At 42.3% G+C, this 12,555-nt stretch carries 10 protein-coding genes; 2 read left to right on the top strand and 8 right to left on the bottom strand.

Going from position 1 to position 12,555, the window contains the following annotated elements:
- Nucleotides 1-6 precede the first annotated feature (6 nt).
- The 6 genes from rpmG to IGK61_RS03985 all read right to left on the bottom strand — a co-directional run bounded on the left by rpmG (nt 7) and on the right by IGK61_RS03985 (nt 5,941).
- On the bottom strand, nt 7-159 hold the full coding sequence (rpmG, locus tag IGK61_RS04010) for a 50S ribosomal protein L33 (protein WP_005225339.1): 153 nt from the start codon (nt 157-159) through the stop codon (nt 7-9).
- A gap of 301 nt (nt 160-460) precedes the next feature.
- Nucleotides 461-2,440 carry a S9 family peptidase gene (locus IGK61_RS04005; protein WP_074536523.1) on the bottom strand — a complete coding sequence of 660 codons (1,980 nt, stop codon included), beginning with the start codon at nt 2,438-2,440 and terminating at the stop codon, nt 461-463.
- 90 nt (nt 2,441-2,530) lie between these two features.
- Nucleotides 2,531-3,475: a tocopherol cyclase family protein gene (locus IGK61_RS04000; protein WP_074536524.1), complete on the bottom strand. Its 945-nt coding sequence runs from the start codon at nt 3,473-3,475 to the stop codon at nt 2,531-2,533.
- Nucleotides 3,476-3,593: 118 nt separating this feature from the next.
- Nucleotides 3,594-4,427, bottom strand: a complete 834-nt coding sequence (locus IGK61_RS03995) for a hypothetical protein (RefSeq protein WP_074536525.1) — start codon at nt 4,425-4,427, stop codon at nt 3,594-3,596.
- Between the two features lie 6 nt (nt 4,428-4,433).
- A complete protein-coding gene (locus tag IGK61_RS03990) occupies nt 4,434-4,751 on the bottom strand; it encodes a PadR family transcriptional regulator (RefSeq protein ID WP_074536526.1) in 318 nt (105 codons plus the stop codon).
- 152 nt (nt 4,752-4,903) lie between these two features.
- Nucleotides 4,904-5,941: an NADH:flavin oxidoreductase/NADH oxidase gene (locus tag IGK61_RS03985; protein WP_074536527.1), complete on the bottom strand. Its 1,038-nt coding sequence runs from the start codon at nt 5,939-5,941 to the stop codon at nt 4,904-4,906.
- Nucleotides 5,942-6,204: 263 nt separating this feature from the next.
- Between IGK61_RS03985 and IGK61_RS03980 the strand changes: the two genes are divergently transcribed.
- Nucleotides 6,205-8,343 carry a HelD family protein gene (locus IGK61_RS03980; protein ID WP_438844693.1) on the top strand — a complete coding sequence of 713 codons (2,139 nt, stop codon included), beginning with the start codon at nt 6,205-6,207 and terminating at the stop codon, nt 8,341-8,343.
- Nucleotides 8,344-8,507: 164 nt separating this feature from the next.
- Here IGK61_RS03980 and IGK61_RS03975 read toward each other — a convergent pair whose 3' ends face one another.
- Entirely contained in the window at nt 8,508-9,884 is a 1,377-nt protein-coding gene (locus IGK61_RS03975) for a CHAP domain-containing protein (RefSeq protein WP_060792881.1), read from the bottom strand.
- Between the two features lie 391 nt (nt 9,885-10,275).
- Here IGK61_RS03975 and IGK61_RS03970 point away from each other — a divergent pair, with 391 nt between their 5' ends.
- Complete coding sequence (locus IGK61_RS03970; RefSeq protein WP_438844692.1) at nt 10,276-11,676, top strand: metallophosphoesterase; 1,401 nt, start codon at nt 10,276-10,278, stop codon at nt 11,674-11,676.
- Nucleotides 11,677-12,126: 450 nt separating this feature from the next.
- On the opposite strand, the gene IGK61_RS03965 is transcribed toward IGK61_RS03970, so the two are convergent.
- A complete protein-coding gene (locus tag IGK61_RS03965) occupies nt 12,127-12,480 on the bottom strand; it encodes a nuclear transport factor 2 family protein (protein WP_074536530.1) in 354 nt (117 codons plus the stop codon).
- Nucleotides 12,481-12,555: the final 75 nt, after the last annotated feature.

Here is a 12,555-nt window from a genome sequence, read left to right as displayed (position 1 = left end):
TCCTTCCTATTTCTTGATTTCACGAAAAATCGCTCTGCGCCGCAACTTTGGTGAATATTTTTTTAATTCTAAACGTTCCGGCGTATTGCGCTGGTTCTTATTGGTCAAATAAAGTCTTTCCCCTGTCTCCACACATGCCAAAATAATATTGTTTCTCATAATAACCAGCTCCTTTCTCTTGCGTCACACCAAAAGAACACTTAAAGTGTAACGATTACGTTTTGTATCATATCACACTAAAACACAGGAAGCAAGCAAAACTATTTCTTCTTTTTGTTATTTAACACGTGAAGAAAACGTCATATGAATTTGTTTTCAACCGTCGCTGTCATTGGCGGCAAGATAACAGAAACCTATAGCTTTTGATCCCGCAAAAAAATCACCTGATTTTTTAAGAAATCACTGGTTGGGCTTTTCAAGCAGCCCAAGTCGTGATTCTTTGTCAGGTGATTTCATTCGGTTAATTTACTGATTGGTTCTCATGTGATGCAAGCCATTCACTGATCGCCTGCAAGCGTTCTATCCGCAAGTTCGGCAAGCCATTGCGCGACAAACCATGAGAGGATTGAGGAAACAGCATCAGCTTCGTATCGACGCCTTGACGTTGCAATGCCATGTAAAACTGCTGTCCTTGTTCTTGCGGACATCGCAAATCATTTTCCCCATGGAGGACTAGCGTGGGTGTCTTGACTTGGCTGGCATAGGCCAAAGGCGACATCTTCCAAAGTCCTTCGGTCTGATCAAGTTCCCGCAACAATTGGAATTTGACAAAGGCAGGTCCAATGTCACTCGTCCCATAAAAGCTGATCCAATTTGAGATTGAGCGTTGCGTAACGGCCGCACAAAAACGATCGGTATGGCCAACGATCCAGTTGGTCATAAAGCCACCATAACTGCCGCCAGCCACATGGATGGTGTTCGTATCGATTTCTGGATGGTTTGCCACCACGGCATCCACCCCCAACAGCAAGTCTTGATAATCTTTATTGCCATAATCACCTAAAATCGATTTGACAAATGTTTGACCGTATCCTTGCCCGCCACGAGGGTTCAACAAGATGACCCCATAGCCATTAGCGGCATGGACTTGCATCTCATGGAAAAATGTTTCCCCATAGCAGACCTGCGGACCGCCATGAATGTACAAAATCGCTGGATGATTCTCCTTTGTTTCGGTCGGAGGCAAATACCAGCCTTGAATTTGCCAGCCATCTGCTCCTTCGTACCAAAACGCTTCGGGTTTACTGATCGTTAATTGTGACATAACTGCTTGGTTAGGATCATAGAGATCGGTTACTTCGCCATTTGTTAAGTCAATCAACGCTAAGCGACTAGGGATCGTTGGCGTCGCATAAGCAACAGCAAGTTTGGCTTCTGAATAGATCGCCGCATCGAGGATATCCATTTTTTCATCAAGTAGTTTGGTCCATTCTCCTTGGGTCGTGGCACGGTACAATTGTAGCTTGCCATGTTCTGTTACGGGTACAAGGAATGTGTCATCCGTCAACCAGGTGATCGCTACGCCACGATTTTTTTGTTGAAAATCACTGATGATCGCATTGCCAAAGGCAACATCTAACTCCTTGGAAAGATTTTTGACTGCTTTCGTTTTTAAGTCGATCAAAAACAAATCATCCAAGGTCACAAATCCGTAAGAGAGATCATTGCCTAATAGTAACAGCTGATCATTGCGCGCAGCAGCAAAAGTGTAGGTTCCTTCTGGCAGGATGTTTTCTAAACTTTCTGTCTTTTTCGTCTGGCTATCAAGGAGACAAACCTTCGAGCCATAGTCCCATTCATCTTCTTCCTCTTTGTCAAAGGTGAGGAACAACGTCTTCTGATCATCCGCGATGCCAGAAAAAACAAAGGGAGAATCATGCTCAAAAATCAGTTCCGTTTCTTGTGTCGCGATCGTTTTTTTGACGATCGAATGTTTTTTTTCTTTTAAAAAGCCTACGCCATCCGCCAAATAATTGACTTTCGTAGTAGCTTTTACTTCTGGAAATTCCTTTTGCTTGTCCGTCTTTTCTGTGTCGTCTTGATTCTCTGAGACCGGCTCTTCTTGTGCCAGCTTATAATAGACCGCCGTTGCGTCTTGCTTCCAAAAATAGTCCCCCAGACCCTTCTCAGTGACAAGTGCTTGGGGCTTGCCTCCGGACACTGGCATCGTCCATAACGTACTTTCACCTTTCTTTGGATCGGTCGTCACAAAACTGAGCCTTTGCTCATCTGGCGAGACCTTTAGGTTGTTGTGGGTCGTCGCTTCGGTGCCCCACTCACGCCGTTCGTTGGTCTTTGCGTCAATACTATAAATCGCTGAATCATACGTATTAGTCTCTTGGTTGACTGCCGTTTCCAAGTAAAAAACCTGATTTTGCCCCACTGCAGGCTGCGCAATCGTTTTCAGTTCAAATAGTGTCTCATTCGTTATTTTTTCCATCCGTTTCCCTCCAAAGATACGTGTTTTCGCAGTAACTATCTACTAGTATATCAAAAGAAACGAATTTTTCTGCTTTTTTCCCGCCTTTTTTTAATAGTGAAATCCTCGCAGATTCGCTACTTCTTCAAAACCAGCTGACGTCCCTGTCTGCCGCAAGATCTCCTGCCCATTTTCTAAAAGGGTCAAGGCAATTTCCGTACTGGCGCTTTCGCGAATGATCCGATTCATTTGCCCAATAGAAGGTGCTAACAACGAATGGCCTTCTTTCGTCAACACTTCGATCGTCAGCAGCCACTGTTTTTGTTTGAGCTGGATCACTAAACGGTCTTCCGTACGTTTGACATCATGAATCTTTGCACCATGATAAGTAGCAAAACGATATTCTTGGCTGCCGACTTGCAGAACACAAATCGTTCCCAAAAAAGCAAAACCAGCAAAGGGAATGTCGGCTGCGGAGAAAAAGAACCGTACATCTGGTGCATCAAAACTGTTGCACTGAACCCAGATATAAGCTGCTGGAAAGGAGGTACCCCAGTCTTTTTCCAAATAACCGATCCCGTTCGTAAAATCGATTGGTTCTTCGTTCCAGTACAGCGTACCTTCTAAGGTATGACTCATGCTCAAGACACCGTGGTAGCACTCCATAAATGACAGATACGAAAAAGGCCCCATGATACTCGGCGCATAACGTGTCCGCTGAATCGGTTTGTGGTCGTTATATTTTACTGCTCCTTGTACTTGGAGATCGTTATTTTTTAAAGAAACTTGAATGCCTGCTTCACTAAAGATATTGTCACCAATCGTTACTTTTCGCTCCTCTTCTGAAACCTGAAAATCAGTTTCTGGAAAGGGGAAGTAATGCGCGCCCTCATGATTGATCACTTGAATGAACACTTCTTTGGTACCGTCTTCTTGAATCGAAAGACCTGGAATAAAAGCATAGACTTCTTCACCGATTTGGTGCTTATGGTACCAGCCTTCAAAAAAAGCGGTCTGCTTGTCGTGGCCGTGAAAGAACCGATCTGTTGTCAACATCTTGATTTCCCTCCGTTTCTTTTTTAAGTGTAGCATGAAGCAGAAAGATTCCTCAGGATAATGCTTTTGTCCATGTAAAAAAGCCAGAAACAAGCAACACACTTGTTTCTGGCTTTGCTTATTGCTTTTTCATCACTCGACGGGTCCACCAGAGAAAAATAAGAAACCCTACAACGAGCAGTGTCAAAAGTCCGCCGGTCATCCACGATGGATCCCCAATGTGATAAAATGCCATGGCTTTTTGCAGGCAACCAAGCAACACAAATACCCCCAGTAGAAAAACGATCGGATAAAAAGCTTTTTCTTTGCGTGATACAACAAAAACGATCGCCGCTACCAGCAAACTGCCAACCAATACTACATCAAGAGGAAATGCGATCGTCAGGAGCCACCAGTTTGGGGTCAGCAGATTGATCAACAGTGAAAGACCAATCCAGCCACTCACAACGAGCCAAAGGGAGCCGAAACGAATCACCTTGCTTGTGCCCTTCTTTTGATAGATGGTTTTGCTGATGATCGCAAAAATCCCGATGACCGCTACCACAGTTACCAATCCTGTTAAAAGATAATCCAGCAGGTTAAGAACCAGTGGTCCTTGATTTGTAAAATCAGCTATAAACTTGATGCCCCAACTGATGCCAACCGCTAGATACGCCAATTTGAGACGCTCTTCGAGATTACTCTTTGGCGTGTTTGCCAATAGTTCATCTGCTACCCCTTTCGGATCATTGCCAAAATAGTGTTGCGCCTCTTCCCCATGAGTTTGTGCTTCTAATAAATCCATTGCAATCGCGTATACCTGCTCTGTGACTTTATGCTCATCGTAAAAAAGGCTGGAAAGTAAGAGGTAGCTTCGAAAATCATCAAAAAATTGGCGATTTTTCTCATTGAATTGTTGCTCGATCAGATTGGTTTGCTCTCGCCAATAGGTCGTCTCTTGTTTATTTGCCATGTTTCCTCACTCCTTAAATAATCCTTCGACTTTCTTCATTAGGTTCGTCCATTGTTCTCTAAATTGTGCCAAATAGTCTATGCCTTTCGGGGTGATCAAGAAATACTTGCGATCAGGTCCTTCAGGTGATTTTTTCATCTCAGAGGTAATAAGTTCTTGTTTTTCCAACTTCTGCAGCAAAGGATAGATCGTGCCGCCAACGATCGTTTCAAAGCCTCTTTGCTTCAGTTCCTGTACCAGTTCATAACCATAAATCTCTTTTTGAGCAATCACTTGCAAAACACACCCTTCCAAAACCCCTTTTAGCAATTGCGTCTCTTTCACGATTTCCCTCCTTTGGTTCCCTTTATCTAGTTTGTTATACAAACTAGTATTGTACCTAGTATACGTGTTTGTCACTAGTTTGTAAAGCATACTAGTAGAATAAAAAAATCTCCTAAGAAGAATTTTCTTCTAGGAGAATTTTATCAGATGATTCAACGCTTCACCCCGCGTTGATAGGAATCATTGTACGCTTGAAAAGACTTATCGTGAAGTTTCGCCGCTGCATCTGCCAACCAGTTGACATTTCTGATCAATGCGCGGCCTTGTAAAACCAAATCCACTTGATTGGTTTGCAAAAGATATTCGCAAAGATCAGGATTATCCAATAAACCGACTGCTGCTACGGGAATATCGACCACTTGCTTGATAGCTGCAGCAAAGGGCACTTGATAGCCATCATAGATCGGAATGTTAGGCTTTTTATCCACCACACCGCCTGTGGAACAGTCAAGACAATCAATGCCATCTGCTTGAAGCCATTGGGCCACTTGCTGCCAATCTTCCAACGAATTTTGGCGTCCTGGTTCTTCATAGTCTGTCAGTGACAAGCGCATCCACAAGGACCCAGAAAAGACTGCCCGAACTGCTTGTACCGTTTCTTTTACAAAGCGATAGCGATTCTCTAAGGAACCACCATACTGGTCGGTGCGTTGATTGACGAGAGGCGAAAGAAATTGATCCATCAAGTAGCCATGAGCCCCATGAAGTTCGATCATCGTGACACCCGCTTTGGCTGCTCGTTGGGCAGCCTGAACAAAACTATCTTGCACCCGTTTGATTTCCGACAGGGTCATTTCTGACGGTAACGGGTAGCGTTCGTTAAAGGCAACGGCACTTGGTGCCAAAGGATTGCTGGCATCAACTGCTTTTCGTCCTGCATGGCTTAGTTGGATGCCTACTTGCGCATCGAACCCATGCAGCAGTTCCACCAATTTCGTCAGCTCTGTTTGCTGCTCTTCATTCCATAACCCTAGATCATTGTTTGTGATTCGTCCGTCTGGTTCAACGGCAGTCGCTTCAATAATGATCAAGCCGACTTTGCTTAATGCTCGTGCCCCGTAGTGAACAAAATGAAAAGGCTCCGCAACACCGTCTTCTTTTTTTACTTCATACATACACATCGGCGACATAACGACGCGGTTGGCCAATGCTAAATTCGCTAGCTTCACTGGTGACAATAATTTGGACATGCTGACACTCCCTCAACGATTTTTCGCTTTGTATTTTTCTCTATATTCAGTATAAACAGCCCCTTCAAAAACACAAGCAATGACCCTTTTTCCCATTTTTAAAACAAAAAAATAGACGCATTCTGCTTGCTCCCATGACATTGGAACAATCAGCTGCCTCTTCCCACTATTATTATACCGCATCCAGAGTCAAAAAAATAGACTAGTATTTTTGGTGGATGCCCGTATAATTGAGATACTTTGGAGAATGGATGTGAGTCTAAATGAACGACCTAAAGGCTGAAAAGAAGCATCTCGCAGACACGTACCAGCAATTGCTGACGCGAAAGACAGTGCTGAACAGTTTATTGACTGAAGGCAGAAAAAAAGATCGCCTTGAGATGCAAAGCATCGGCGAAGAGATTCGCTTAAACTTTGATAATTTTGCTGACCGTTTAGATACTTTTGCTGCCATCGAAAGTAAGAATCGTGAGATCGACCAAATGAACGCCGCTCTTCAATCTGCTGAACGTGAATTAGCTGCCATCGACCGTCTACTGGATAGTCCCTACTTTGGTAAAATCTCCCTACAATTTGAAGATGAGGAAACGATAGAAGATTTTTACATTGGGATCAATGGTTTTGTTAATGAAAATAAGGAAGGGTTGATCTATGATTGGCGCTCCCCTATTGCCGAATTGTTCTATGCCAAACGCTTGGGCCCGGTCTCTTATCAAGTGAACAATCAGACGATTTCTGCTGCTCTTGAACATCGCCGACAATTTATTATCGAAAAAGATCACATGAAGCAAGCCTTTGATACCTCAGTCGCGATTCAAGATGAAGTGTTACTGGCAGCCCTTGAAGCCAATAATAGTCAAAAAATGCAAGATATCACCGCTTCGATCCAACACGAACAAAACGTCATCATCCGTGACTTAGCGCATAAAAACCTACTGGTCAACGGTGTTGCTGGAAGCGGAAAAACGTCTGCTGTCATGCAGCGAGTCGCCTTTTTGCTGTACCATTTTCGTGAAGAGATGACCGCAGAGAATGTCTTGATCCTCTCCCCGAACTCTCGGTTTATTGATTATATTTCGCAAGTGCTGCCTTCCCTCGGTGAAAAAAATCCATTGACGTTGACCATGCGCCAGTTTTGCCAAGCATTTCCTAGTGTTGACTTAGAATCGGAAGAGGCGTATTTTGACCGCATCCAGCAAACACCCAGTGAAGCAATCGACCTTTTGCGCAGTGCGGACTTCAGCCGCTTTCTTCAATCCTTGAGCAAACAGCTGCCAGAAGAACTTGTGCTTCAGTTTAAACCAATCAAAAGAAAAAACGTCGTCCTTTTTTCTGAAGAAACGATCGACACTTTCTTCCAAGAGACACCGAAACAGGCATCCTTGCGCGATCGCATCCAAGCAGTCAAAAAGAAATTGGCTTACGCTTGGGAGGATCGACTGCAAAAAAATGCCTTAGCAGCAAATGTTCACGACCAAGTTCGTTCTTTGACTGAAGACGAACAGCGCTCCCTATTAGGGACAGTTTTAAAGGATGATTCAGAAAAAACGATTCAGAAAGCAGCCATTCGCCTCCTGAAGAAAAAATACGCAAAAGTTTCCAAACAAATCAACGACCTTACTTGGTTTGATACGAAACGATTGTTAGCAGACAGTGCCGACTATTTTACTCACGGACAGATCACTTTGACGCAAACAACAGATAGTTTGGATTATACCGTTTGTCTATTGCTGATTCGTCATTTGCTCGCCGAAAAACAACCTGTCCCTGCGTTACGCTATCTGTTTATCGATGAAGTCCAAGATTATACGCCAGCACAAATTCAGTTTCTATTATGTCTTTTTCCTATGACCGCTTTTACCCTCGTGGGGGATCAGCAACAGGCGATCTTTACAAGTGCCATCACCGTATCAGAAATCCAAACGTTATTTCAACAACAGGCGAAATTCCTCGAAACGTATCAGCTGACTACGAGTTATCGTTCTAGCGGTGCAATCACGCGGTTATTTGCCCAAATGCTACCAAAAGAAACCAATTTAAACATCTCTGCCGTTCGACCAGAAGGAAAGTTGCCACGGTTTTATGCCAATCTGCCTGACGTTGCGTTAGTAGACATAATAAAGGAACTTAAGCAACCAGTAACGATCATCACCAAAGATAGTCGATCCAGTGAGGCGCTCAAACAGTTCTTCGATAAACAGGCCGTGTCATTTCATGGAACGGTTTTACCGATTTATTTTGCCAAAGGATTGGAATTTAAGCAGGTCCTCTTATATGATGTCTCAGAAGAAAATTATCATACCGATCAAGACCGGCGAATTCTCTACACGGCGATTTCTCGTGCAATGGAAGAACTGGTGGTAACTTCAAAAGGAACCTTTTCGCCGTTTCTCACTCCTTGAATAGTAAAACGAGAAACCTCCTACTTTCTATAGAATCTTGATGAGATTTGAGAGAACCCTGTCTTGCCTCTCTGAGTAGTTCTCTTATCTGATTGATTTAGAAAGCTATCGATCAAATAAAAAAGCATCAACGCGATTGCGTTGATGCTTTGCTTTTGAATTGATTAGCGATGGATGTAAGTATATCCAGATGCGCTCATTGTTGCAGTGTTTGGTCCACCAGGACTGTCAAAGCCCATTCCGCCTTGAGAGATTGTGATGGTATTGTTTGATGGGTTGTATGATTCAACATAGGCTACGTGTCCATAAGTTGGATCAGCAGTCCATTCGCCACCAACTGATTGACCAGCGGCAAAGACTACAACGGCACCGGCTGCTGGTGTACCATTGACAGTGTATCCATCAGCTGCAGCTGACGCACCCCATTGTGCACCATTACCCCAGTAAGTACCTACCCAAGGAGCGCGGTTTTTCACGTACCAAGTACATTGACCCCAAGCATACATGTTACCTGAGCTTGAATGATCTTTTCCGCCGCCAGTAGAAATACTTCCGGTAGAATTATTGTTTGATGAAGAGTTTGAGTCTGAGTTACTTGAGCTTGAATTGCTTGAACCAGTGTTTGAAGAGCCTGCGTTCGATGAACTTGAGCTGTTAGAACTGCTGGTATTGCTTGAGCTTGTGTTGCTTGAAGAACTACTTGTTGCTGTTTCAGTAGAAGCTGTTGTATTCTCTGTCGTGCTTTCAGTTGATTGAGCAGCAGCTTCTTGTTGTGCTTCTTTCAAAGCAGCAGCTTGTCTTTCTTCTTCTGCTTTTTGAGCAGCAGCAGCTTCTTGTTGTTCTTTCAAGATACGTGCTTTTTCAGCTTCTGCTTCTTGTTTTTTCTTATTCAATGCATCTTTGTCTTTTTCAGCAGTTGCTTGTTCTGCTGCTAAGTTTGCTTTCAAGACATTTAAATCAGCTTGTTTTGCTGCGATGGCATCTCTTTGTTGGCTAAGTTCTGCTTGGTTCGCAGCAACTTCTTGGATCTTGCTTTCGTTTTCTTTGACTTTGTCTTCAACATCTTGTTTGTCTTGTTTTTGTTGTTCAACTAAATCATTGTTTGCATTGACGATCGTTGTCATCGCTTGTACGCGACCGATAACATCCGTTAAAGAATCTGCTTCTAAAACAGCATCAATGAAATTGGTGCTTTGACCGTTAACTTGTACATCACGGGCTTGCTTTTGGATTGCTTCTTCACGTTTGGCAATACGCAATTTCAATGTTGCGATTTTGTCTTGCAATTTCTCAGCTTCCTGACCTAACTCAACTTGTTTCGCTTCTAATGAAGCAACTTTTGCACTCACTGTTTCAATTTCTGCTTCTAGAGAATCGATTTGTGATTGGGCGTCAGCTTGCTGACCTTTAAGAGAATTGATTTTTTGGTCTTGCTGCTCGATTTGATCATCAATGGAATCTGCAAATGCTAATGCAGGTGCTGCAACTGCTGTTAATGTTAGTGAACACACCATTAATGCTGATAACAAACTATTCTTCACTCGTTTTTCCTCCGACTAGCTGGTTGATTTGACAGATGAACTGCCTTTATAAAAACTTAATTTTGTCTAAGAAAGTTTAATGTTCGATTTAACGACAAATGAATTCTACCATAATGATATGACACACAGATAAAGGAAATGTTACAAAAATGTTTCAATCTAACACTTCCTTTATCTCAACGATAAATAACAAAACAATTAAAGACCGTTAAATCAACGTTTCTGAATAAATTACCGCGTTTTCTTTTCATTTTCATCATCAAAAATAAAATCAATTAATGTTATCTTTATTGAAAGTAAAGCTAATTCGTCAGGGTTTAAAGCTTGATCACACTTTTTTTAATAAGAAAAACTATGAAAACAAGAAATCATTCAAAAAAAGACCATTTATGTGACAAGATCCCTATTCCTTTCTATAATAAATAAAACAAGCGAGGAGGGAATCGCGATTCGTACACACAAAAAATGGTTTTGGCCATTGGCACTACTTACACTTTTTGTCACCTGTTTCCTGTTATTCTTTCAATTTCGTAAGGTGCATGAAGCCGATACTCCATTGCAACAGGCGAGCAACAGTGAGTTTTGGCTCTTAAGTGATATTCATTTTCTTTCCTCCACGCTCCATGATAACGGCGCAGCCTTTCAGACCTTCACAAAGGGAGCTGCTGGCAAAGAGATGACGTATCAAGAACAATCGATCGAGGCCTTCACCGCTCAAGCCTTAAAAGAGAAACCCACGGGAATTATTTTGACCGGTGATATGACGCTCAATGGCGAGAAAGCAAGTGCTCAAGAGTTGGCAAGATTGCTTGAACCATTGCAAGAAGCTGACATTATGGTTTTAGCATTACCTGGCAACCACGAGATTTACAATGGTTGGGCGCGAGCATTTAAAGGTGAAAAGGAATACTACGCAGATCAAATCAGTCCTGAGGATTTTCAAACGATTTTTGCTGAAGGTTACGAAAAAGCCAACAGTATCGACAAGTCTTCCCTTAGCTACAGCATTCAGTTAAACGACAAGTATCGTCTCTTTTTGCTCGATTCATGTATCTACGATTCTGAGGTTAATTGGGATGATCCTACTACGAATGGTGAGTTGAAACCGGCTACTCTAACTTGGTTGGAGGAGCAATTAACCCTGACGAAAGAAGCGGAGCAAGTACCACTGGTCTTTTTGCACCATAACTTGTTCAGTCATAATGAACACTTACAAGACGGTTATGTTCTTGACAACGCCTCTGAGACTGTCGCTTTGTTGGAACGCTTCAACGTGCCAGCCGTTTTCTCTGGTCATATCCACATTCAAGACATTAACGAAGGGAATGATTCGCTTTATGAAGCAGTCACTGGGTCTTATTCAACGGCAGAATTAGGCTACGGTGTCCTTTCTCTTTCTGACAAGGAAATCAACTACGAAGCACGCCAGATTGATCTCGATGCTTGGGCGGCTGAAACGAAGCAAACAGATGAACAGTTGCTGAACTATCAAAACTACCAGAAAAGTATTTTTGAAAAAGACACCGACCAACTGGTCCGTGACCAATTGTCCGCAGTGTCTGAACTGTCAGATGCCCAGATGACAAAACTTTGCGCGTTTGTCACGAAGTTGAACACCGCCCTTTTTACTGGCAATGATACTTACTCAGCCGAAGAAAAAACTGCTATCAAAGACTCCGAGGAGTATCAGTGGTTAGCGACCTATTCTTACTTTTTGAAGCAATATGTCGATTCAATGCTCGACGATCAAACCGATGATCGCAAACTGACGATCCCCCTCACAGCAGAATAAAGCCAAAAAGTGTCTTCTTCCTTTCTTTTAGGAAAAAGACACTTTCTCTTTTCTAATGAACGATAGCCCTCTCGTTTGGGTAAACGAGAAGGCTATCTGACGAGTCAATATTTATTCTTTGAAAGTGCAGCATACTATTACTACTATTATTTATTTCTCATTTAAACGATACAATCCCTAACCTCTATTGTATCCTTGTAACTCTGAAGTTACGCCAGGTTTGAATAAATTTCTTCAAAACAAGTAACGTGTGGTACAAAAATATTTGTCGCTTATCAATAACTATACCACGCAACTAGGCGCCGACGGAAGTAAACTAGCTTATTCTTAATCATTACTTAAACAAAAGGTATTGTTTTCAAACAGTGTTGCTCCTTTAAGAATTCTACGTGAAGCGATCAACCTTCCTGTCATGCATATCTGCTAACCATTCCTATAAGGGAATTCCTTTTATTCAATAGGCAAGTCGTGCTGTTTTAAGAAAGATAATTTATCCCAGTAGCCTCTTTGAAATAAAATTTTATCATTTACTATTTGAAAAAAACCGCAACCTCTCAAACCTAAGGGGTCACGCCACTCTAAAATTGCCCATTGTCCATCTTCGAAAATATTCTCAACGATACAAACCATTTTTGCGTTAGAAAATTCTTGCTCAAACATCTGCTTGATCGCTTGTTTCCCAACAACTGGCTCATTAGCAACCTGATGGTTTATTGCATTGTCATCATATAATTCTGAAATAATTTCAACATCTGCCTGATTAAACGCATCAACCCATTGGCAAAGTATTTCTTTTGGCTTCATATAAATCCCCCTCGAAATGTAATCATCTTTGTTCCCATCTCCAATAAAAAAAGTAGCTAATTTGTACCAATATAT

This window comes from Enterococcus sp. AZ063 (assembly GCF_051715045.1).
Lineage (GTDB): Bacteria > Bacillota > Bacilli > Lactobacillales > Enterococcaceae > Enterococcus_D > Enterococcus_D casseliflavus.
Note: the sequence above shows the minus strand (reverse complement) of the source record. Positions and strands in the feature narration are given on the sequence as shown.

Coding starts and splice junctions, on each gene's coding strand:
- rpmG (WP_005225339.1), bottom strand. CDS start 159: ATGAGAAACAATATTATTTTGGCATGTGTGGAGACAGGGGAAAGACTT.
- IGK61_RS04005 (WP_074536523.1), bottom strand. CDS start 2,440: ATGGAAAAAATAACGAATGAGACACTATTTGAACTGAAAACGATTGCG.
- IGK61_RS04000 (WP_074536524.1), bottom strand. CDS start 3,475: ATGTTGACAACAGATCGGTTCTTTCACGGCCACGACAAGCAGACCGCT.
- IGK61_RS03995 (WP_074536525.1), bottom strand. CDS start 4,427: ATGGCAAATAAACAAGAGACGACCTATTGGCGAGAGCAAACCAATCTG.
- IGK61_RS03985 (WP_074536527.1), bottom strand. CDS start 5,941: ATGTCCAAATTATTGTCACCAGTGAAGCTAGCGAATTTAGCATTGGCC.
- IGK61_RS03980 (WP_438844693.1), top strand. CDS start 6,205: ATGAACGACCTAAAGGCTGAAAAGAAGCATCTCGCAGACACGTACCAG.
- IGK61_RS03965 (WP_074536530.1), bottom strand. CDS start 12,480: ATGAAGCCAAAAGAAATACTTTGCCAATGGGTTGATGCGTTTAATCAG.